Raw genomic sequence first — 23,437 nt, forward strand, 5'->3', positions numbered from 1 at the left:
CATGCATAAAAAGTAGACTAAGTTCTTTTTATGCATGGCTATATTTATTTTAATTCATAGATATTTCTTTTCAATAGCAATATCTTAATATTAATCATTTGGAAGACTAATCTAACTCTACATGCTTTAATATGCCTTTTGATAATTGAAGTATTACCACCGCTGCGAAAAAATTCCAGATTAAGAAAGCCAAATATATTGCATAGTGCCCCAAAAATGATAGTTGGCTGGCAATAACTGCCGCACCTATTATTCCTGGAAGTACATATACTATAATAGAGAGGAACATTAGTAGCCCTTTTATCATTTCTGAGTTCATTCCACCAAATAATCTAAGATTTAATACAGCTCCATAAGTAAATACAAATCCGAAGGAGATGTAAACAAGCATACACATAATAGTATCTATTGGATTGGCCTTTATTAATATACCTAAAATCATAAATACTATAATGCTATCAGATATATACTTCAATACTGAAGATAAAGTAGCCCAAAATATTTTTTTATCATCGCTATCAGGAATTAAAAATATATATGGTTTGGAAGCTTCAAAATTAAACTTTGATGAGAAGTTTGATAAACAACCTAAATATATAGTAAAGTATAGAAATATATTAATCTCTTTGATTGGAAAAAATGCACCGTAGCATATGGCTCCTAGGATAAGGAAACCAGTATGTATGTTTATTAATCCAAAGCCTGTCTTCCTATACTCTAGGAGGTGCTTACTAAAAATAGCTTTTCCAAGCATGCTATCGTACTTGGAGGTTACCTTACGAGTCCTCCTTTTTCTTTTCCCTTGAAGCATAAATTCGTTTGACTTCATTTGCTTAGTCTTAAGATTTTTCATGTTCTCATTTAACTCAGATTTATCAAGGACATCCTCGTAGAAATCTAAGTCCAGCTTATATAAAACAAATACTATGATAGATAGCAATAATATCATTAGTGCCAAATATATAAATATACTATAGTTTAAACCGTAGAAGCATTGAGTGATGATAGCCTTAATCCAACCTATTATAGGTACATAGTCTAAGGAATTATTGCTATACATAGAAGTTAGATATATCAATACATTATCTTTGTTAGCATATCCACTATAGGCTGTATATAACAATATTACTGAACCGATAAATAGTACCGCTGCTTTAAAAACTTCCTTTAAAAAAGGTTTCTTTGAGCACAAACTAAAAGCAAATACAGATATAAAGGATATTGTTACAAAGAATACGATATACGTAAATAGCAATAAGAAAACCCCAAAAGGAACGAACTTAAACCAATTAATAAGGTTTGGAATTTGAAATAAAATAAATAATGATGTTACGAATATTGTCTGTATCTCTTTTATAAATCCATACATCAATATATTTTGTGGTTTTATGGGAGATGTAAAGGCAAGGTTTACATCACTCATTAAGAATGAGGAGCTTCTCTTTTGCACACCTGAGTATATAGAAAATAAAAAAATAATTATAGTAATAAAAGTGGATATTCCTATAAAGTATCTAGGTGAAGTGGTTCTTATAAGAGACTTCCTTGTTAAGTAGGGCATTATAACACAATAAGCAAGTAAGAGAATATAAACCAATATTGGTACTAACTTAGAAGGTTTTCTTCTTATCAGCTTTATGTTGTTTATAAGGCTTCTTCTTAGTATATATAAAAGTGGTGACATGTTATTTTTCCTCCGTAAATTCAAAGAATATATCTTCTAAGGATTCATCGGCTTCATTAAATTCATTCTTTGTTTTTGATACTACAATTTCACCATTCTTCATTATCAATATTCTATCCCAAAGTTCCTCCATGCTATCCAGTAGATGAGTACTTATTAAGATTGAAGCACCTTCATCCCTAAGTTCACATATCAAATTCTTTAATTCTTTTATTGCTTTTGGGTCTAAGCCAATCATAGGCTCATCGAATAGAATTACTTGAGGATTGGTAATAAGACCACATATTATACTAACTTTTTGCTGCATTCCCTTTGATAGTTCTTGAGCTAGTTTTTCTTTTTTATCACTCATATCAAATATGGTAAGAAGCTTTTCGGCTTTATCTTCATAACTTTTTATGCCATAGGCTCTAGCTATAAAATGAATATGTTCTTCCACCGTAAGCAGAGGATATAGTGAGGGTAACTCAGGGATGTAGCCAAATAAACGCTTACCATCAGGAGTTTTATTAATTTTACCACATATTTTTATTTCTCCATCATACTTAAGTAAGCCGGCAATAGATTTTAAAGTGGTTGATTTTCCTGCCCCATTTGGGCCAACTAAAACTGCAATTTCCCCTTTATTTATGGTGAAATTTATATTCTTGGCAGCTTCTAGCTTATTATATTTTTTATTTAGATTTATAACCTCTAGCATAGATATCTCCTCCGTAGTTATAATGATATCCTATATTGTACCATTAAATACCATATATTTCTCTATAAGTAAACAAATTTAAGAGAATTTTAAGGTGATAAATAGGAGATTTATAACCTATAAAAGATACTTTATGAAGATTAAAATTTATTTCTAAGCAACCAAATAAATATCAATCTATTTGAAACTTGATTATTAATAGGAATGTAGGTGAAAAGTTGGTACAATAGTAATGCTAATACTTATATAATATTTTGGCCAAGGTATTAAATATTGAACATATTTAAGAGCAAAGAATAGGAGAAAATGCATTTAAATTCAACGTAATGGTCAATCTGTTATTATGGTTAATAGAATAATCTTAATAAATTTGTAAGAGTTTTATACGGTTTTTTTTAATTAAAGAGTACTAACATAGTATTAGTATAGAAAAGTTTATTTAATTATTGTTGGGTTAGCATATAAATTAAGTTTTAAATAGGTACCAGTATATTTAAATATTAAGGAGTGTTTATTTTGGGGAAGTTCTCAATTTTAGTTGTAGATGATGAAAAGGAAATAAGAGATGCAATAGAGATATATTTAAGAGGTGAAGGGTTAAATATCATAAAGGCCGCAAATGGAATGGAAGCCTTAGATATGCTGAGAAGTAATACAATACATTTGATTATATTAGATGTGATGATGCCAAAGCTTGATGGTATAAGAACTTGCATGAGGATAAGAGAAGAAAATAACATACCCATTATAATGTTATCTGCAAAAACTGAAGATAGTGATAAGATACTAGGCCTAAATATTGGAGCAGATGATTATATATCCAAGCCATTCAATCATCTGGAACTTGTAGCTAGAGTGAAGTCTCAGTTAAGAAGATATGAAAGTCCTCTTGTAGTAGAGGAAAAAAGTAATATCATAAATATAAAAGATATGGTTTTAGATCAAAACTTAAAGAAAGTGTTTTTAAGGGGAGAAGAGATACGTTTAACAGCTACAGAGTTTAAGATATTATGTCTGTTTGCTCAAAACCCAGGGAGAGTTTTTTCAATAAAAGAGATATATGAAAGAGTATGGGCAGAACCTTTTTACAGGAGCGAAAATACAGTTACTGTACACATAAGAAGGATAAGAGAAAAGATTGAGATAGATGCAAAAGAGCCTGAGTATATAAAGGTGGTGTGGGGTATTGGGTATAAGATGGACAAGTAAGGCTGGAACAAAGATTAATAATTACTGGAGTAAAGTTTTTAAAATAGAAATATACCTTATAATTGCCACATTCTTGGCGTTAATATATTTTTTCTATAAAATAGATTTCCAAGACGATTGGAATTGGAAGTATGGAGTTTCGTGGAAAAATGTACTGTTAAGTGAGAATGAATACAGATTAAACAGACTAAAGTTAGATTCTTGGGATATGAGTAAGATATTTTCAAGTAGTACTAATGAATATACGCTGATACATGAAAATAAAAAAGATGATTGGAAAATAGATGATTTAAGAAGTAGTTTATATAAAATAAGTAATAACGTTGGCTTTGCAATAATAAACAAAAGTAGCGGAGATGTATTTACCAATAGAGAATGGCTATATAAGCAGATAAATAGTTCTGGAAAGAGTACGGAAGAGATATTAGATGATTTGGGATATGTAACTTATTACACAGTAGACAATGTTAATACTTTTAATTCTTATATTGTGAGAAATGATTTATTAGGAGATTACGATAAAAAGGTTTTAGCAAACTATAAGGAGGTTTATTTTATTAGAGATAGCTATTACACCTCCTATATAAGAGCCGTACAGTTATTTTTTATATTTATTATACTTTTAATTAGTTTCCTTGCTACAATGATTTTTAAAATAATAAGATATAGGAAAAAGAATGGTCGAGGCAGTTTAGATAGTATTATAAAATCACTTTTAATATATAAAAATTTTTTTAGGGCTAAACGTGGAATACTCGTTTTGCCAAGCTTGCTCAATAAGTATAGAGTAAAAGTGTTTAAGACTATTATAGTACTAGCGTTAGTTTTTATTGTTTTGATAATTATAGATTATAAAATGAATTATAGTATTAATAGGATTGATTATCTTCTGATAAGTGTAGGTATTTATAACTTTAGTGGTAATATTATCAGGATTATTAGAGATTTACTTTTTGTATTAGTAGGTATACTTCTATTAGATAGAGTTTATAAATTAGAGGAGCTTATAAATCAGACTAAAGTTTTAGCTACTGGAAACTTGAATAATAAGATTGCAATAGAAGATGCAGGGGATTCGTTTGGTGAACTCATAGAAAATATAAATTCTATAAGAGACGGTTATGAGATAGTCTTAGAGAACCAGCTTAAAAGTGAAAAACTAAAAACAGAGCTTATAACTAATGTATCACATGATCTTAGAACTCCGCTGACTTCTATAATTAATTATGTAGATATATTAAAAAGAGAGGATATAACTGAAGAGGAAAGAAAGGATTATCTAGAAATACTCAGTAATAAGTCTTATAAGCTTAAGAATCTGATAGATGACCTATTTGAAATATCAAAAATGAGCAGTGGCAAGGTAACATTAGAAAAGAACGACCTAGATATTGTAGAACTTGTATATCAGACCTTAGGAGAATATATAGAGTTATATGAGGAAAAGGAACTTGAAGTTAGAGTTAATGCTCCAGAAAGCCTAATGGTAAAGCTGGATGGATACAGAATGTCTAGAGTGCTTAATAATATAATTATAAATGCAATAAAATACTCAATGAATAATACAAGGATATATATAGATATTGTTGATTCTAGTGAAGCTATAAAAATATCTTTTAAAAACATTGCCTTTTATGAAATGAATTTTAATAATGATGAGATTTTTGAAAGATTTGTAAGAGGTGATAGCTCAAGAAATTCAGAGGTTGATGGATCGGGGCTTGGTCTTGCGATAGCTAGGAGTATAGTTGAGCTTCACAGTGGAAAGATGGACATTGAAACCGAAGGAGATATGTTTAAGCTTTATATAAGTATTCCTAAGGACTTAGAGTAAACTAAATATGCTCTTTACTTTTTATATTAATTACATTAACATAATTTATAAAATATAAAAGTCATTGAAATGCTTCAACCTTAAAAATATATAACATTACCATTAGTTTTATAAGTTTGTTGGTTAAAGTTAAATCAATGTAGTAAGGAGGAATATTATATGAAAGTTACATTTATAGAGTATCCAAAATGCAGTACTTGCAGAAAGGCTAAAAAGTGGCTTCAAGATAATAATATAGACTTTATTGATAGAGTGATTAATGAAGATAATCCTAAAAAAGAGGAGTTAAAGCTTTGGCTTGATAAAAGTGGATTACCAATTAATAAGTTCTTTAATACAAGTGGAAGACTGTATAAAGAATTAAATTTGAAAGATAAGGTTAAGACTGCCTCAGAAGATGAACTTTTAGAGATTCTCTCAACAGATGGCATGCTTGTAAAAAGACCAATATTAATAAAGGATGATACTGTATTAGTTGGATTTAAGGAAGATCAATGGGAAGAGGATGTAAAAAATATTTCTTTGTAAAATATTTTTTTGAAGCATAATACTATTTTACTATAAATCTCAAACTTTAGGGTTTGAGATTTATTTTTTGTAGCACATCATAAGTATGCCAATTACTTACTGAGATATCACTCTTTAATTTTAGATAAACTATGTTTGAGATGAAATTGTTAATAACTGTGAGTATAAGGATAAACTTATAAGGTAAAAGATAATTAAGTTAAAGAACTGATAAAATTTTAAGTTTAGGCTCTGTTAAAGCACTGTGTTGAAATTAAGTGGTCAGTCATCTGATGCTTAGATGAGCTTGCGCAAAGAATTAATATGATTTTTTCATATTCCATGGCTAAAACTGTAAACTCACTACGTTCGAACATACAGTTTTACTCTTTAATGATCATAACTTTTATAAAATTCTTATATTTTGATTTAAATGAAAATAATATAAAATGTCTTGATTAAAAAGAGTAAAGAGTAAAAAATTATGTCGCCTGCCAGAATTTCTTCACATACGTTCAGAAAAGGCAGATGCGCAAAAAATCACTAATGAAGAACGTATTAGTGATTTTTAAAGCCATTCCATCTGAAAAAATCATTTAATTCTAGTTGCTCGCTCATATAGCATCTCCTTCATGACCACTTAATTTCAACAATATTATTAAACATAGCCTAAGTTTATTATAAAGTAATAGAGGTTAAGATACGAATTTATCTATATGGAATTCAGTAATAAAAACATGAAAATATATCCTTTAAAATTAAAATGGTTTAGTAAGGAAATAGAAGAAAAAATGAAATGTATACAATAAAGGTATATTATATTCACTTATTTCGGGAGAAAAGTAATTTTACAAAATTATTATTTGGTTATTATAATATATAAGACAATATATTGTGTTGCTAAGAATAGAATACTAATAAATATACTATATATTGTGGGGAGGAGAATTGCTATGAAAAATCTATCAGAGTTATGTGATATAGCGCTAAGCGCCATTAGTGGGGATACGGATATATATTCAAAGAAAAAATTTACTGATTCATTAGAGCATATAATGAGAGACAACATGAGTTATAACGATATGCTAAATTCTATAATTCAAGTTTGTCTTGAACTTACTACAGAAGAGGAACCAAAATGGCTTAATGGAGCAGCTAAACTATATATAGTAAAGTTGTACGATGAAGTAAGGGAAAATAGAGCACTTACTAAAGAAGAAGATCCTTATAAAAACTTTTATGATTTTGTTTCTGAGCTTACAGATAAAGGTCTTTATGGGAAGTATATTTTAGAGAATTACTCAAGAGATGATATAGATCAATTAGAAAAGTATATTGATCCCAAGAGAGACTTTTTATTTACATATAGTGGCATAAGCCTATTAGCTAAAAGATATCTAATTCAAGACTTTAATAGAAAGCCGCTTGAATTACCTCAGCAGATGTTTATGGGCATTGCTATGCATTTAGCTATACCAGAGAAAGATGATAAAAGAGTTTATTGGGCTAAAAGATTTTATGATGTACTTAGTTCATTAAAGGCAACTATGGCTACTCCTACTATGTCAAATGCTAGAAAGCCATTTTATCAGTTGAGTTCCTGTTTCATTGATACTGTAGAAGATAGTTTAAATGGAATATATAAATCTCTAGATAACTTTGCAAAGGTATCAAAGTTTGGTGGAGGTATGGGTATATACTTCGGTAAAGTAAGGGCTTTAGGTTCGGCTATAAGAGGTTTTAAGGGCGCTTCTGGAGGGGTTATTCCTTGGATAAAACTATACAATGATACTGCAATAGCTGTAGACCAGCTTGGAGTTAGGAATGGTAGTGTTTCTATTTGGTTAGATGCATGGCATAAGGATCTTCCGGAGTTTCTTCAATTGAAGACTAATAATGGGGATGATAGAAAGAAAGCTCATGATGTATTTCCAGGTATCTGCTACCCAGATCTTTTCTGGAAGCTTGCAGAAGAAAATATCGACAGCAATTGGTACTTAATGTGTCCACATGAAATCAGGACAGTTAAGGGATATTCGCTTGAAGATTTCTATGGAGAAGAGTGGGAAGAAAGATACTGGCAATGTGTAGATGATGAAAGAATTGAAAAGAAAGTTATGTGCGTAAAGGATATTGTCAGACTTATAATAAAGAGTGCCGCAGAGACAGGAACTCCATTTGCCTTCTACAGGGATGCTGCCAATAGAATGAATCCTAATAAGCATAAGGGAATGATTTATTCCTCAAATTTATGTACTGAGATAATGCAAAATATGAGCGCTATGGATATACAACAGGATGAGATACTAGACGAAAATGGAGATAAAATTGTTATAGAAAGAACTAAAGCTGGAGATTTTGTAGTATGTAATCTATCATCAGTAGTTCTAGGAAATGTTGATGTAAATAATGATGAAGAGCTTGAGTATATAGTGGAAACTCAAATAAGAGCTATGGACAATGTTATTGATTTAAATTACTATTCAGTGCCTTTTGCTGAGATTACAAATAAAAAATATAGAGCGGTAGGTCTTGGAACTAGTGGATATCATCATATGCTAGCTAACAATAAGATATCCTGGACTAGTGACTATCATGCAGAATTTGCAGATAAGGTTTATGAAAAGATTAACTACTATGCTATAAAAGCTTCTATGAAGATAGCTAAGGAAAAAGGAGCATATCCTCACTTTGAAGGTTCTGACTGGCATAATGGCGATTACTTCAAGATCAGAAACTATGAATCAAACCAATGGATGGAGCTAGCTGAAGAGATAAAGCAATATGGTATGAGGAATGGCTATCTATTGGCTGTTGCACCAAATGGATCTACAGCCACTCTTGCAGGTACGTCAGAGGGAATTGATCCAGTTATGGCTAGATTCTGGATGGAAGAGAAAAAAGGAAGTATAACTCCAAAGATTGCTCCTGACCTTTCTGAAGAAAATTATTGGTACTACAATTCAGCTTACAATATAGATCAAGCTTGGTGTGTAAAGATAAATGGAATAAGACAAAGGCATATAGATCAAGGTCAATCCTTCAATCTTTATATAACTACAAATTACACCATGAGACAAATAATGAACTTATATATAGAAGCGTGTAAATCTGGGGTTAAAAGTATATACTATGTGAGGTCAAAGTCCTTAACTGTAAGTGATTGTGAAAGTTGTTCTGCGTAGTATAAAATATTCTAATATGCATCCTTAAGGAGGGATTTTATATGGCAATTAGCAAAAAGCCTCTATTTAATGAAAATGGAGATACAGAAATATCAAAGAAAAAAATGGTCAATGGGAATACTACAAATCTTAATGACTTTAATAATATGAAATATACTTGGGTATCAGATTGGTATAGGCAGGCTATGAATAATTTCTGGATACCTGAAGAAATTAATTTAGCGCAAGATCTTAAGGATTACCCTAAGCTAACTGCAGAGGAAAGGGTAGCATATGATAAGATATTGTCCTTCTTAATTTTCTTGGATTCTATACAAACAGCGAACCTTGGAAATATAAATAACTATATTACAGCTAGTGAAGTAAATCTATGCTTAACTATACAAGCTTTTCAAGAAGCTGTTCACTCTCAAAGTTATAGTTATATGCTGGATACAATATGTCCACCAGAGAAGAGAAATGAAATATTATTTCAATGGAAGGATGATAAAATACTTCTTGAAAGAAATAAATTTATAGGAGATTTATATAATAACTTTGTTGAAGATCCAAATGAAGAAACCTTCTTAAAAACAATAATGGCTAATTATATTCTTGAGGGAATCTACTTCTATTCTGGTTTTATGTTTTTCTATAACTTAGAGAGAAATGGAAAGATGCCTGGATCAGCACAGGAGATAAGATATATAAATAGGGATGAAAATACACATCTTTGGCTATTTAGAAATATAATTAGAGAATTGCAAAGAGAAGAGCCACAGATGTTTACTGAGAAGTTAGCAGATGAATTAAGAGAGATGGTTAGAACTGGAGTAGAGAATGAAATAGCTTGGGGACATTACGTAATATCTGATGGAATTCAAGGCCTAAATAAGAAGATGATAAATGATTACATAAAGTACTTAGGAAATATAAGACTTAAGGATATAGGTTTTGAGCCTTTATTTGAAGGGTATGATAAGAACCCTGCTACTTGGGTAGATATTTATGCTGATGCAAACTCAGTTAAAACAGATTTCTTTGAAGCTAAATCTACTGCATATGCTAAGGCTGGTGCTTTAGTAGACGACTTATAAAATAAATAATAAAGTATATTTTTGAAGCTTTCATTAAAAATTATATAAAAATAAAACTTTAGGAGTGGTCATTGACTACTCCTAAAGTTTTGCTTAATAGTTATGAAACCACTCGTACTTCTCCTTCAAAGCTTGCAGGTTTAATTAGCTGAGATGGATCCAACATAAAATCTACTTGCTCCTTTGAATATAAACCTTCAGCATAAAGAATTTCTCTCATTGATTTATCTTCTTTAAGAGCTTTTTTTGCAAGCTCACAGGCTCTGTCATATCCTATATGTGGAACTAATGCAGTAACTAGAGCTGTTGATTTTTCAAGATTTTCAAGGCAGCGAGCTTCGTTTACTAAAATACCATCTACACACTTTTCTCTGAAGAGTACTGATGCTTTTTCTAGGAGATCAAGAGACTCTAGTAAGCTCTCTGCTATAAGTGGAATAAAGGCATTCAATTCAAGCTGTCCTGAAGAGGAGGCTAGTGTTATTGCAGTATCATTTGCAATAATTCTCATTGAGATTTGGCCTATCATTTCAGGAATTACAGGGTTTACCTTGCCAGGCATTATGGATGACCCTGCTTGACGAGCTGGAAGAGCTATTTCTCCAAATCCACCTCTAGGACCAGAATTTAAAATTCTAAGGTCGTTAGATATTTTTATAAGATTAGCTGCACAGGTTTTTAAGGCACTTGATACTTCTACAAAGGAATCAGTGTTTTGAGTACCATCTACTAATGAATTTGCTCTGTTTATATCAAGCTTAGTTAGATGTCTTAAGGTATCAGCTACAATAAAGATATATCTATCTGTTGCATTTAAGCCAGTACCTATAGCTGTTCCACCTAAATTTATATCTTTTAAATTTTCTTCAGTCTTACGGATTCTATATAGATCTCTTTCTAATACCTTTGAATATGCTCCAAATCCTTGACCTACAGTCATTGGAACTGCATCCATTAGCTGAGTTCTTCCAAGACGATATATTTCTGAAAATTGGTCTTCTTTTTCATTGAAAGCTTCTTTAAGCTTTTGTAGTTCTTTAATAACTGTCTTAACTTTTTTTATTGTAGCTATTCTAAGAGCAGTTGGACATACATCGTTTGTAGATTGTGACATATTAACATCATTTAAAGGATGAATGATAGAGTAATCACCTTTATTACCACCCATAAGCTCAATAGCTCTATTAGCAATAACTTCATTTACATTCATATTTGTTGAAGTACCAGCACCACCTTGGAAGGCACTTATTTTAAATTGATCATCAAAATTTCCTTCTATTACTTCTTCACTAGCCTTAATTATAGCTTCTGCCTTTTTTTCTTCTAGGTTCCCTAACTTCATATTGGTTATTGCTGCAGCTTTTTTTACAAGAGCAATTTCTCTCACAAAATCTATATTAATCGTTTTATTACATAAATTAAAGTTTTCAAGAGCACGTACAGTATTTATTCCGTAATACTTAGAATCATCAATTTCTTTAGAGCCAATTAAATCTTTTTCAATTCTATATTTCATAATATTAACCCTCACTATTCATTATAAATTTTTATAAGATGAATCCTTTGATAATAAAGTATGAATATCTATTAAAACCTTTGGCCAAAGATTTTTTTAAAAATAAAAAAGGTGTCTTCGCTACAACAGCGAAAACACCTTTGTTCTACATACATTATCATATTCTTTTGCCTACAAATTTGTCAATTGACACATATAAGTGATAAAATGTATATAATATTTTTGATACGATTTCATTAATAAAAAGTTAAAATTAATCTAATATTAATAATAAATATATTAATGGTATCGGTTATATATGGTAATATAATATATTTAATGTAAAATTATTGCACTATATAAATTGATTTATAGAAATATTCTAAGTTAATGCTGTTTATTGAATTATGATAAATGGAGAGTTTATTTTTATAAGGTATTACAGATGGAGTTAGAGGCAATTATAGTATTATGAGTTTATGCCAATAGAATGAAAGTAGTTTTTGTTGTATAAGATTTTTGAATCATTAGGAGCATAGCTGTAGGCTATTTCGTTATGCTTAAAAGCTGTAATATGGTCTCCGATTCTATCATAACAAACACATAACTGAAGATGAGGTAGCCAAGTCCAAGAGGCATCATTAAAGAAACCGAGACTATTTTCAGGCTTTTTTAGCTCAGTAGCTAACTCATACCAAAATATTGCTTGCTCTATTTTATTTTCGCACAGGTAAGAAAAGCCTATTCTACAGCAAGCTTCTGCTCTAGGCAGATCGTATTGAAAGCTTTTAAATGAATATTCTCTAGATTTTTCAAAATTGCTTATTGATTGGTAGTAATCTGAAATGTTTCCACAAACTCTTATATTATCTTCATACCAACCTAGGCCACTATCTAAAAAATTATTGTAGTTGGTAAGAGCTTCTTCAAATCTGCCATGATCGTAAAGTTCATGAGCATAGTATAGTATATCTCTAGGTATGAGTTTAAAACCCTCTTTTAATTTGGCTTCATAAATTTCTATATTTCTATTAGGTGTCGCTTTAACTTTTTGATGCGTTACAGATATATCACTATTGATTATGTTACCATATACCTCCAAGTATTCATGAATGAAGCCTCTCCATACAAAGTTTTTAGCTCGTTTAACAAGTCTATTCCGTCTATAGGAAGAAGCATGATTTCCGTATTCGTCAATTCCAATATTGTATCTCATAGTCACTGAATCTACATCAGTATTTAAATTTTGCTTTAGTAGCTTTAATTTATCAATGTCATCTGGTAGGAAAACGTCATCTGCATCCAACCATAAAATATAATCTTTTGTCGCTTTACTAAAAGCATAGTTCCTTGCAGCTGAGAAATCATCAATCCACTTAAAATCATATATATTGTTAGTATAATTTTTTAAGATATCTTTTGTTTTATCAGTAGAACCTGTGTCTACTACTATGATTTCATCTACTATATCTTTTATGCAATTTAGGCATCTTGCTATAGTCAATTCTTCATCACGAACTATCATACATAAACTTATACTTATATTATTACTCAATATACCAACCTCATTTCTACATTACACAATAATTAATATATTATGTTTTAGTATTTAAAGATGTACCACTTCTTACTGAGAACTAAATACATAGGCTGCCAAAATTTTTTCACATATGGTTAGAAAAGTCGTATGAGAAAAAATAGCTGAAGAAACTCGCTTCAGCTATTTTTAAAATTAATCTGACTTATCTTAAACGTATTATAGAAAGAACTGCTCCAGCTCCACCACCTATCAGCGTAGCAGTTCCTAATACTCCATATAGTTGTAGTATAATGGTTGAATTAGCATTCAAATCTACTATTATTGAGTTGTTGAAACTAGATAGTGAGATACTTGGATCTACTACTGAGGCTGTATTTGAAACTGAATTTATTAAGAGTCTAGAACTAACACCTAAAGCTGCTGTGAGATTAATGTGATAAGAAATATAGTAAGTTCCAGCATTGCTTACAGTAAAGACTGTGTTAGAGGCATCTATACTAATTCCTGGACCAATATTTTGGCTGTTCGGTAGGCTTATAGACGTACCTCCTAATAGTACAGCAATCGAGGCTCCTGTAGTGTTTGCGGCAAAAGCTGAATTAGCTGTGGTCGATGCGCCATTAGCTCCAGTAGCACCTGTGATACCAGTAGCACCAGTAGGACCTGTGGTACCAGTAACGCCAGTAGGGCCGATAGGACCAACATCTCCAGTAGGACCTGTGATACCCGTAGCGCCAGTAGGGCCGATAGGGCCAGCATCCCCAGTAGGACCAGTAATACCAGTAGCACCGGTAGGACCGATAGGGCCAGCATCCCCAGTAGGACCCGTAATACCAGTAGCACCGGTAGGACCCATAGGGCCAACATCCCCAGTAGGACCTGTGATACCAGTAGCACCGGTAGGACCGATATGGCCAGCATCCCCAGTAGGTCCTGTGATACCAGTAGCACCAGTAGGACCCATAGGACCAGCATCCCCAGTAGGACCTGTGATACCAGTAGCACCGGTAGGACCCATAGGGCCAACATCCCCAGTAGGACCTGTGATACCAGTAGCACCGGTAGGACCGATATGGCCAGCATCCCCAGTAAGACCTGTGATACCAGTAGTACCGGTAGGACCTGTGATACCAGTAGCACCGGTAAGGCCCATAGGACCAGTGTCCCCAGTAGGACCTGTAATGCCAGTAGCACCGGTAGGTCCTGTAGCGCCTGTAATTGAGATGGATCCTGTTAATCCAGTAGCACCGGTTGGGCCAGTAGACCCGGTAGCTCCTGTAGCTCCGGTTATGCAGGTACATCCAGTTGGAACGCTATCTTCATAGGTTATGATCAAGGTAGGTCTTCTATCAACAAACTGATATTTGGAAGATCTAAAACCTATTATAGACTGGTAGTTGTGTTCAATTCCTACAAGTGTAATTCCATAGTTGGGTATTAAGTTATAATACCAGTTTTTCACTAAGTTGGTTATATCAATGCTTATAAAGTTATTTATATTAAAATCTGTCACAGTAGTATAATAATTTGTTGGTTTTACATTTGGAGCGTTATTCCAATTAGTTAAGCATTGAGAAAAATCACTTAGATTGGAATAAATTCTTACTATTTGAGGTGAAAGCTGAGCATCGATTGACTGTTTTTTAAAAACAAAGAGATTTAATTTTGCTTCCTTTAGTATTTTTCCCTTAGGTATCATGCTATATATATCGAACTTAATTAGGATCCTAAAGTTGTTATAGCAAAAGCTATCATTTATTATTGAACCAGTGTAAAGAATTGAAGAATAGCAATTTATATCATTAGGAGCACCACTACTTATGAAAGTATCCTGAGAGGGATTAATCTTTATTGTGGACACATAATCCTCTCCTTTATATCAAATTAACTATAGTTATAGTCTAGATATAATATGTGTTAGATACTATAAATGTACATAAATAAATTGATGAGATATATTATATTCAATATAAAGTTTTTATTTACAGTTATTTCATGAGGTGCGATTTTTAATAAATACAAAGTGTACTATTTCGTAATTTAAGATAAACTTAAGATTATCGTAAGCTTAAATTAACTTTAATCCTATATCATAATATTTGTAGCTTAGTTATTGGAAAAAGGGGAATCAATATGAACTCTTATAGGGATGAAAAGAATAGTATAAACAATCTAAGTGTTATTTTTGATGTTGTTGTAATAATAATTTGTATAGTAGGAATTGTTTTTGCATTGATTAATTAAAGCTTAATTTATAATAATAAGTTTTTACCAAGGATAGCTGTTTTTAGCTCATTGTAATAAGTTATTTAGTTTTCTAATAACTTATTACAATGAGCTTTTTTACTATTTAGACCAATTATAAGATTGTTATTATTTAAACCTAGAAATATCAATGGGTTAGAACTACTATTTAAGGGAAACAGTAAAAAGTGAAATTATGTCGCATGATAAAATTTCTTTACATAGGTTCGGAAAAAGCAGATGTGCAAAAAAGCTCACTTAAGTAGTTCGCTTCAGCGACTTTTTTTATGCAGAGGGAAGTTAAATTATAAAATAAACGATAATTATTATTAATTAATATTGACGATAAATATTAGCTATGATAAATTTATACATAATAAAGTAAATATTTGAAATTATAAATAATGATTAGCTATATGGATATAATAAAATTATATTAATCTGATTTTTTATTACGAAATTAATAAGATAAGATGTTGAGTAAAATATTTTATATTAAAATTTGAAAAGTTAGAAATCATAGAGGTGTTTTTTATGAATGAAGTATATATGGATATGGCCATAGAGATAGCTAATGGTGGGAGTGGATTTGTAAATCCTGATCCACTTGTAGGAGCTATAGTAGTTAAAGAAGGTAGAATTATAGGACAAGGATATTATAAAGCTTACGGCTGTGAAAAAGCTGAAATAGATGCTATAAAAAATTCAGTTGAAAGTACTAAAGACGGGGAACTATTTATAAATATAGAGCCAGAATTATCAATTGAAGACAAGAGTTATATAGATTTCATATTAAATAGCGGTATTAAGAAGATATATTTAGGTATGGAGAACCCTAAAAGCGGATTTAAGGGACAGATGAGGAAAATTTTATCTCATTTGGGTATAGAGGTTGTATATAACATACTAAAAGAAAAGTGTGAGGAACTAAATGAAATCTATACACACTATGTAAATAAAGGAACACCTTATGTATTTACAAAATGGGCTATGACCTTAGATGGAAAGCTTGCAAGTAGAACAGGTGATTCAAAGTGGATAAGTAGTGAGAAAAGCTTAGAGTTTGTTCATTATTTACGTCAGAGAGTAGCAGCTATAATGGTAGGAGAGAATACGGTTAAGGTAGATAATCCATTGCTTACAACTAGACTAAAAGGGATTACTATATCAAATCCATTAAGAGTAATAGTTTCTAAGTACGGTGATATTCCGTTAGACTCCAATGTTCTAAAGGTTGATGATAATGTTAAAACGTTAATTGTAGCATCAACTAAAATAGATGAAAAAAAAGAAAAAGAAATAATAAGTACTGGAGCAGAGATATTAAAAATAGAAGAAGTTGATGGCAAGTTACCTTTTAAAGAAATAGTAAAGCTGCTTGGAGAAAAAAATATAGATTCATTATATATAGAAGGAGGCAGTTCTTTATTGGCATCAGCTTTTGAAAGCGGAATTGTAAATAAGGTGTATGTTGCAATAGCTCCAAAGATAATTGGTGGACAAAATGCGGTAACTCCAGTTGGTGGACTGGGAATTGAAAAGATGAATGATGCTATAAGACTAAAAAAAGTAAGTCATGAGATAGTTGGAGATGATGTAATCTTCAAGGGATATATAGCTGAATAAATCAAATAGACTTTATGGAAATCTGTAGTAAAATAATAGCATATTATATTTATTTGAATGGGTTTAATAAAATTAGGATGAAGTTTAAATAACTTTAAAGGAGGATATTATGTTTTCTAAAATTAGCGAAACACTAGAGGAAATTAAAAATGGAAGTATTGTTGTACTGGTAGATGATGAAAATGAAGAGAATAATGGAGTGTTGGTGGCACTGTCAGAGTTAATAACTAAAGAAAGTATAAACTTTATGACTAAGCATGGAGCTGGTATTATCTATGCTGCACTTGAAGAAAACAGGTTTGAAGAGTTAAATCTGCCTAAATTAGTTGATGGAAGCGGAGTTAGTAATAGAAATGAGTTCTCAATTTCTTTAGATCACGAAAGTACTACCAATGGTGCATCTGCAGAAGAAAGAGCTGTAACAGTAAAAAAACTTATACAATCCGGTGAAACAAGACAAAACTTTAGAATTCCAGGAAATATATTTCCATGTAAAGCTGCAACAGGTGGAGTATTAAAAAAAGCAGCAAATGTTGAAGGTGCTGTTGATTTAGCAAAGCTTTCAGGATTGTATCCATCTGCTGTTATAACACAAATACTAAATGAAGATGGATCTATTGCAAAGTTAACTGATATAAAGAGATTAGCAGAAGAAAATAATTTAAAGATTGTATCTATTGAGGATATTATAGCTTATAGAAGAGAAAGCGAATGCTATGTGACTAAAGAAGCAGAAGCAAACTTGCCTACAGCATATGGAGATTTTAGAATGGTGGGATTTGTCAATAAACTAAATGGAGAGCATCATGTAGCCTTGGTTAAGGGAGATATAAGTGAAGAGGATGAAGTCTTAGTAAGAGTCCATTCAGAATGCCTTACTGGAGATGCATTTCACTCATTAAAATGTGACTGTGGTGAGCAATTAGCTGCTGCACTTAATACCATAGAGAAAGAAGGAAAAGGAGTATTGCTCTATCTTAGACAAGAAGGCAGAGGTATAGGACTCATAAACAAAATAAAGGCATATAAGCTTCAAGAAGAAGGTCTAGACACAGAAGAAGCAAATATAGCCTTAGGATTTCCAGCTGATATGAGGGATTATGGAATAGGAGCTCAAATACTTAGAGAGTTAAATGTAAGAAAGATAAGACTTATGACAAACAATCCTAAAAAGATAGTTGGTATAAAAGGACATGGAATAGAAGTAGTTGAAAGAGTTCCTTTAATAATGGATACAAATCTTCATAATGAGAAGTACTTTAAGACAAAGAAAGAGAAAATGGGACATCTGTTCTAAAAGTAATTACTATGTCGAAAAAGCAGAAATTTCTTCTTAAAAAATAAGAAAAGCTGACTATTTAAAAGGATAAATGATAATACTAAATAGGAAATCTTATTTTCAGAGAGGAGAGATTTAATATGCCAAACAATAATAATAATTCTCAAAAAAATAACAGCAAAAGAGATGTTGAGCACTTTAACGATCAACTAGGTGAAAATGCTTCAGAGGAATATAGAAGTGAAGAATATTCTAATGCATTAAAAAATGATACTAAAAATAAAAAATAGATATATTGGTTAGATGATATGAGGCTTAGAGCATATACCATTTATGATTAATTTATAAAATTAGGATTTAGCATAATTATGATTTGTGCTAGGTCCTTTTCTTTTAGTATAAACACCAGTTAGTCTATAGGGAACCTTTATAAAAACTTAATTTATATTTGTTATAAAATATAGGCTTCTAGTGACTTTGTGGCATGTATAAATTAATAGTTGAAGTTGGTTCCCTATAAGTCAGTTTCCAGATGAGCTAGGTTATTGCTATAGAGATATGGTTAAGTTAGGGTTTTATTGGTATGAATGTATTTTACATTAAGAGGAATAATATTAGTTGAAAAAAAGCAATTAAAATCGAGGTCAAAATGAGAAAAATAAAGCTTAATTTAAACGACTTAACTCTTATAATAATAGCATTGCTCTCAATATCATTAATATGTTCAATTACCTTATTCATAAGACCATTAATAGGAATGGCGGATAATGGAGATTTTTACAGAATAATAGGTCCTAATGGTTTGTATCATATTTCTAATTGTAGTAATGATACATTTTTTGGATACTTTAATAAGCAATATGGCATTTATAAGTACTTTAATGAGACTGGATTTATGATTTTATCAACACATTCATTAATGATACAAGTTGCTATAATTCTAAATAAGCTTTTAAATAGCAGAGAGATTTTTGATATAAGATTTTTAGCTCTTATATATATAGTTGTTACTGATTTTGCTGCTTACTTTATATTAAAGTCTTTCCTGAAAGAGATGAGTTTAAAGAGGTATAAGTTTTTTGCTGTAATACTTTTTGTTCTGATATTTTGCGATACCGGGTATATAGCGTACTTTAATTCCTTTTATGGAGAGGCTGTGAATTTTAGTTTTTTCCTATTGAGCATAGGTTTGCTTATATACATGTACTCTTTTGATAAGATTAAAGTTTCATATCTTCTGATATTTTCAGTTGTCTCTTTAATATTTATTGGATCAAAACAGCAGCTTGCACCAGTAGGAATAATATATTCTCTTATACTTTTTAGACTTATAATAACTGAAAGCTCTAAGTCATTAAAACATGCCTTGAAATTTCTTATAGCTTTATTTGTTATATGCTCTGCGATTTTTTACTTTTCTATAGTAGGCCCCTTTGATTATATAAACAGATATCATTCTATGACTAGAGGGGTATTGATAGATGAGCCTGGACCAGAAGAGATCTTAAAAGAGTTTAACATTAATCCTCAATATGCGATGCTTGCTGGTAATACTTTTTACAATCCTATACCAGTAATACAACCTGAAGATGACAAATTGATGAAGGAATTTTATTCTAAGTATTCTTTTGGATCAATAATAAAATATTACTTAAAGAACCCTGCAGCGCTAGGGAAAATGCTTAGTATTGCTTCAGAAAATGGATACAGTATAAGACCAACGGCAATGGGAAACTATGAAAAGATAGAAGGAAAAGCCTTTGGACAGAAAGCCTCATTTTTTACTATTTATAGCTATATTAAGTCAAGATATCTTCCACATAATATATTTTTTACAATGATTGTTATAGTAAGCTACTTTTTCTTTTCTATTAAGGATTATATTTATTATCTAAGAACAAAAGATGTAAAACATCAATTGATTGAAGAGGTCTTTCTTGCTGTTTTTCTCATAGGAATTTCGCAGGTGTTCGTATCAATCTTAGGGGCTGGGGATGCTGACTTAAGTAAGCATCTATTTATGTTTAATCTAAGTTTTGACATGCTGCTATACTTTTCTTGTATACGAATATTTAATCATATACAGAATAGAGAGAAGATTAAAGGTAAGCAAGGAAGGATTAATAAGTTTAAATTAATAATTGTTATGAGTATCTTAACTATATTTTTCCCATATAATCAATGTAATGCGGCTGAGAGAAAGGTAATGATTTTATATGATTCCTATAAGCATTTTTCATCTGACTATAGTAATCTAAATTGTTTAGTGAAGCTTGCAATGGAAGCTAATAATTCGGATATAAGCATTAGAAGACTGCCATGTGAATTAGGAGATGTGGATAGTTACAGTAAGATAATTGTACTGGACAATGAGGATAGTGGGATAGTTGAAAATACCTTGTACAAATTAGGAAACTATAAAGGAAAAGTTGTATGGTTATCTAATAATCAGAAGAAGATAAATAAATTGAAAAATGATAATCCCATTAAAACTATGAACATAGCGATTTTTAATCTGGATATAGATGATTATTTAAGCAAAAGTACTATTCTAAAAGAGTTAGATCAAGATAAAAGCAGGGGTAATAAAAGATATCTTGTGTTGGAGAAGATATATCCATTTATCAATTTAAATGAATTTAAGGAGAAAGTGGATTTTTTAAGTACTAAAAACATTCCCTTTATATGTGAGGTAATGCCGATTTACGAAAATATAGATTTTATTTCTATGAAGAAATTTACGGATTCTTTGATTTATGCGCAAAATAAAGGGGGAGCAGTGGTATTACATTCACCTATTTTTTATATATCTGATCCTAAAGGAGAAGAGGTTATTGAAAAAACTCAAATGGCTTTTTCTAATTACTTGAAATATAAGGTATATCCAGTGGCTGTTAGTATTCCAGATAGATGGATTTATAAAGATGATTATGGTTCAATGCTAAAATTATCAAACTCAATATTAATTGAGAAAGATAAAAAAGATAACATTATAGACTTTAATATGTTAAGTTTAAATCCCTATGAAACAGCAATAGAAAAAGTGGATATAGAAGATTTTATTAAGGATCCGATAAATCAAATCAGTCCAATAGGAATAACTATAAATTCTGATATAAGTTTGGTGGAACTCAAAGAAAATATTTTTTCTTTAAGCAGGGGAGGGATAGATTTTAGTGACTTAAGGGACGTAAATCTTAGAATTAGATTAAAAGATGATGAGATAAGAGGTAGTGATCATAAGATCTATCTAAATGGTAATCTACAATATTCTAGGTCTGTGGGGGAATAGTAATGAACCAAGGTTGTTTTCAAAAAAAAATAAATTTATTTGTCCAATATGTTCTTGTGCTTTTTATGTTGTTGAGTTTACCCATACGGTCTGTTAAAGTTAATGCTACGGAAAATAAAATTAAAGATTATTCTAAAATTAATTTGGAACCATGGGCTAATAATTTAAAAAGATTTTATATAAATAATAAAATTGAGATATTAAATGATACACTTATTTGTAATACTGATATTGTGGTTAACAAGTGGTGGGATATTCAAAAGCTAGAAGCAGATTTGCAAATGAGCATAAAAAAGAATATAGGAATATCGTTATTAGCTAATGGGAAAGAGTTCTACTCGAATAATTTGAATTATGATCCTAATACTAGTAATCAGAAGACTAAGGTACAAATACCTAATAGTTTAATCCGAGAAGGTGCGAATAGGATTTCCGTTAAAATTATAAGTGAAGATAAATTACTAGGCTACGAAGTTATAAATATATCTGATAAATCTAATATATTAGTTCAGTTTAAGGATAAAGAAGTAACAAATAATATAGACCAATTTCCATATCCATTTCTTAGGATAAGTGAGAATAAATATTCTAAGTGTAATCTTCTTATACCAAAAAACTATACAGATGAAGAATTGGAAGGTGCTTTGGTACTATCCTCCTACTTAAGAAGGCTGAGCTTAAATGAAGAGTTTAGAATAAGTCTAAACAGGTATACGCCAGAGTTAGATAATGAAAGTAAAGACATAATATATATAGGTAGGTACTCAAATCTTCCTTCTGAAATAAAAGCTGATTATATAAATCCTAAGAATATAGACTATAGTAAAACTGCTGTGATTGAAAAAGTAAAGGTCCGATCTAAGAAAAATAAGGATATCCATAGCGCTCTTATAATTGTTTCAGATGATGACAGCTTAAAGACGAAGGCTATAAAGGTACTTATGAATAAAAAAATAGTAGATAGCATGAAGTCAAATATCTTTATAGTTGACCAAAATACAAGTTTAATCACTGATAAGAGAGCTAATTCACCTGTAATAGAAGAAAAATCAAAAGAACGTGATGATAAGAAGAGATATTCTAGCTATAGGTTTGAAAATTATCCTAAACCATTTATTATAGATAATAAGTTCAATAATACTGCGTTGATATTACCTGCTTATTTAAATGAAGATGAATTAAACAGTTTGTGTTATATGGTTTCATACTTAGGAAGTAGTGTACTTGATGAATCATCAACCCTTAAAGTTATCAATTGCAACAATTTTAATGATGAACATAAGAATATGAATTTAATAATATACGGCACTGCTAAAAATAATAATATAATAAGAGATCTAAATGAAAAACTATGGTTTAAATATAAAACTGATTATACAAAGCTTTTGGAAAATGAAAAGCTATGTTTTTACGATGGCTACGCAAATAATACAGCTTTTTTTCAATTTGATAAATCTCCATTTAACAAAAAAAATGCAGCATTAATATTGACCTCACCTAATAGTGATACATTGAGAAAATCTATAGAATATTTATCTTCAGAAAGGTTTTCTAAGAGAATATCAGGCGATGGAGTAGTGATAGATAAGTATGGAAACTTGAAAAACTTTAGGTTTAAACAAGAAATGGCTGAGCCAATAAGTAGTCAGTTTAAAAAGTTGGATAACAAACCTAAAAAGTTAATAATATATTCTATAATGCTTCTTATAGTTTTATTTATAATAGTATTATTAAGTTCCATAAGTAAGAAAGTAAAAAGAAGATGA

The 23,437-nt window shown here is 30.6% G+C and carries 16 protein-coding genes; 10 read left to right on the plus strand and 6 right to left on the minus strand.

Annotated features, from left to right (window positions below):
- Positions 1-106 precede the first annotated feature (106 nt).
- A complete protein-coding gene (locus C1I91_RS03845; RefSeq protein ID WP_128211312.1) occupies positions 107-1,684 on the minus strand; it encodes a putative ABC exporter domain-containing protein in 1,578 nt (525 codons plus the stop codon).
- Between the two features lies 1 nt (position 1,685).
- Positions 1,686-2,384 carry an ABC transporter ATP-binding protein gene (locus tag C1I91_RS03850; protein WP_128211313.1) on the minus strand — a complete coding sequence of 233 codons (699 nt, stop codon included), beginning with the start codon at positions 2,382-2,384 and terminating at the stop codon, positions 1,686-1,688.
- A 516-nt stretch (positions 2,385-2,900) separates the two neighbouring features.
- On the opposite strand from C1I91_RS03850, the gene C1I91_RS03855 reads away from it, so the two are divergent.
- The 3 genes from C1I91_RS03855 to C1I91_RS03865 all read left to right on the plus strand — a co-directional run bounded on the left by C1I91_RS03855 (position 2,901) and on the right by C1I91_RS03865 (position 5,955).
- A complete protein-coding gene (locus C1I91_RS03855) occupies positions 2,901-3,593 on the plus strand; it encodes a response regulator transcription factor (RefSeq protein ID WP_128211314.1) in 693 nt (230 codons plus the stop codon).
- The gene (locus C1I91_RS03860; RefSeq protein ID WP_128211315.1) at positions 3,571-5,427 is read left to right on the plus strand and encodes a sensor histidine kinase; all 1,857 of its coding nucleotides are present in this window, start codon (positions 3,571-3,573) and stop codon (positions 5,425-5,427) included. The genes C1I91_RS03855 and C1I91_RS03860 overlap by 23 nt, the downstream gene beginning before the upstream one ends.
- A 159-nt stretch (positions 5,428-5,586) precedes the next feature.
- Complete coding sequence (locus tag C1I91_RS03865; protein ID WP_128211316.1) at positions 5,587-5,955, plus strand: arsenate reductase family protein; 369 nt, start codon at positions 5,587-5,589, stop codon at positions 5,953-5,955.
- Between the two features lie 224 nt (positions 5,956-6,179).
- Here the strand turns inward: C1I91_RS03865 and C1I91_RS29325 are convergent, their stop codons facing one another.
- Complete coding sequence (locus tag C1I91_RS29325) at positions 6,180-6,311, minus strand: hypothetical protein (protein ID WP_275051646.1); 132 nt, start codon at positions 6,309-6,311, stop codon at positions 6,180-6,182.
- 576 nt (positions 6,312-6,887) lie between these two features.
- On the opposite strand from C1I91_RS29325, the gene C1I91_RS03870 reads away from it, so the two are divergent.
- Together C1I91_RS03870 and C1I91_RS03875 are read left to right on the plus strand one after the other, a co-directional pair.
- Positions 6,888-9,119: a ribonucleoside-diphosphate reductase subunit alpha gene (locus C1I91_RS03870; protein ID WP_128211317.1), complete on the plus strand. Its 2,232-nt coding sequence runs from the start codon at positions 6,888-6,890 to the stop codon at positions 9,117-9,119.
- A 41-nt stretch (positions 9,120-9,160) separates the two neighbouring features.
- A complete protein-coding gene (locus C1I91_RS03875) occupies positions 9,161-10,195 on the plus strand; it encodes a ribonucleotide-diphosphate reductase subunit beta (RefSeq protein WP_128211318.1) in 1,035 nt (344 codons plus the stop codon).
- A 100-nt stretch (positions 10,196-10,295) separates the two neighbouring features.
- Here C1I91_RS03875 and C1I91_RS03880 read toward each other — a convergent pair whose 3' ends face one another.
- The 3 genes from C1I91_RS03880 to C1I91_RS03890 all read right to left on the minus strand — a co-directional run bounded on the left by C1I91_RS03880 (position 10,296) and on the right by C1I91_RS03890 (position 15,091).
- Complete coding sequence (locus tag C1I91_RS03880; RefSeq protein WP_128211319.1) at positions 10,296-11,711, minus strand: aspartate ammonia-lyase; 1,416 nt, start codon at positions 11,709-11,711, stop codon at positions 10,296-10,298.
- Between the two features lie 448 nt (positions 11,712-12,159).
- Positions 12,160-13,215, minus strand: a complete 1,056-nt coding sequence (locus C1I91_RS03885; RefSeq protein WP_128215908.1) for a glycosyltransferase — start codon at positions 13,213-13,215, stop codon at positions 12,160-12,162.
- Between the two features lie 217 nt (positions 13,216-13,432).
- Positions 13,433-15,091, minus strand: coding sequence for a BclA C-terminal domain-containing protein (locus C1I91_RS03890; protein WP_128211320.1), 1,659 nt, complete (start codon positions 15,089-15,091; stop codon positions 13,433-13,435).
- Positions 15,092-16,008: 917 nt separating this feature from the next.
- Between C1I91_RS03890 and ribD the strand changes: the two genes are divergently transcribed.
- The 5 genes from ribD to C1I91_RS03910 all read left to right on the plus strand — a co-directional run bounded on the left by ribD (position 16,009) and on the right by C1I91_RS03910 (position 23,437).
- Positions 16,009-17,100, plus strand: coding sequence for a bifunctional diaminohydroxyphosphoribosylaminopyrimidine deaminase/5-amino-6-(5-phosphoribosylamino)uracil reductase RibD (gene ribD / locus C1I91_RS03895; protein WP_128211321.1), 1,092 nt, complete (start codon positions 16,009-16,011; stop codon positions 17,098-17,100).
- A gap of 109 nt (positions 17,101-17,209) precedes the next feature.
- Entirely contained in the window at positions 17,210-18,397 is a 1,188-nt protein-coding gene (gene ribA, locus C1I91_RS03900; protein WP_128211322.1) for a GTP cyclohydrolase II, read from the plus strand.
- A gap of 122 nt (positions 18,398-18,519) precedes the next feature.
- Positions 18,520-18,669 (plus strand): hypothetical protein, encoded by a 150-nt coding sequence (locus C1I91_RS27995; RefSeq protein WP_160679153.1) that lies wholly within the window; start codon positions 18,520-18,522, stop codon positions 18,667-18,669.
- A 359-nt stretch (positions 18,670-19,028) separates the two neighbouring features.
- Complete coding sequence (wsfD, locus tag C1I91_RS03905) at positions 19,029-21,671, plus strand: glycan biosynthesis hexose transferase WsfD (protein WP_128211323.1); 2,643 nt, start codon at positions 19,029-19,031, stop codon at positions 21,669-21,671.
- A gap of 2 nt (positions 21,672-21,673) precedes the next feature.
- Positions 21,674-23,437, plus strand: a complete 1,764-nt coding sequence (locus C1I91_RS03910; protein ID WP_128211324.1) for a cellulose biosynthesis cyclic di-GMP-binding regulatory protein BcsB — start codon at positions 21,674-21,676, stop codon at positions 23,435-23,437.

Source organism: Clostridium manihotivorum (assembly GCF_004015185.1).
Classification (GTDB): Bacteria; Bacillota; Clostridia; order Clostridiales; family Clostridiaceae; genus Clostridium_AR; species Clostridium_AR manihotivorum.

Coding starts and splice junctions, on each gene's coding strand:
- C1I91_RS03870 (WP_128211317.1), top strand. CDS start 6,888: ATGAAAAATCTATCAGAGTTATGTGATATAGCGCTAAGCGCCATTAGT.
- C1I91_RS27995 (WP_160679153.1), top strand. CDS start 18,520: ATGCCAAACAATAATAATAATTCTCAAAAAAATAACAGCAAAAGAGAT.
- ribA (WP_128211322.1), top strand. CDS start 17,210: ATGTTTTCTAAAATTAGCGAAACACTAGAGGAAATTAAAAATGGAAGT.
- C1I91_RS29325 (WP_275051646.1), bottom strand. CDS start 6,311: ATGTTCGAACGTAGTGAGTTTACAGTTTTAGCCATGGAATATGAAAAA.
- C1I91_RS03845 (WP_128211312.1), bottom strand. CDS start 1,684: ATGTCACCACTTTTATATATACTAAGAAGAAGCCTTATAAACAACATA.
- C1I91_RS03865 (WP_128211316.1), top strand. CDS start 5,587: ATGAAAGTTACATTTATAGAGTATCCAAAATGCAGTACTTGCAGAAAG.
- ribD (WP_128211321.1), top strand. CDS start 16,009: ATGAATGAAGTATATATGGATATGGCCATAGAGATAGCTAATGGTGGG.
- wsfD (WP_128211323.1), top strand. CDS start 19,029: ATGAGAAAAATAAAGCTTAATTTAAACGACTTAACTCTTATAATAATA.
- C1I91_RS03910 (WP_128211324.1), top strand. CDS start 21,674: ATGAACCAAGGTTGTTTTCAAAAAAAAATAAATTTATTTGTCCAATAT.
- C1I91_RS03875 (WP_128211318.1), top strand. CDS start 9,161: ATGGCAATTAGCAAAAAGCCTCTATTTAATGAAAATGGAGATACAGAA.
- C1I91_RS03885 (WP_128215908.1), bottom strand. CDS start 13,215: ATGATAGTTCGTGATGAAGAATTGACTATAGCAAGATGCCTAAATTGC.
- C1I91_RS03880 (WP_128211319.1), bottom strand. CDS start 11,711: ATGAAATATAGAATTGAAAAAGATTTAATTGGCTCTAAAGAAATTGAT.
- C1I91_RS03850 (WP_128211313.1), bottom strand. CDS start 2,384: ATGCTAGAGGTTATAAATCTAAATAAAAAATATAATAAGCTAGAAGCT.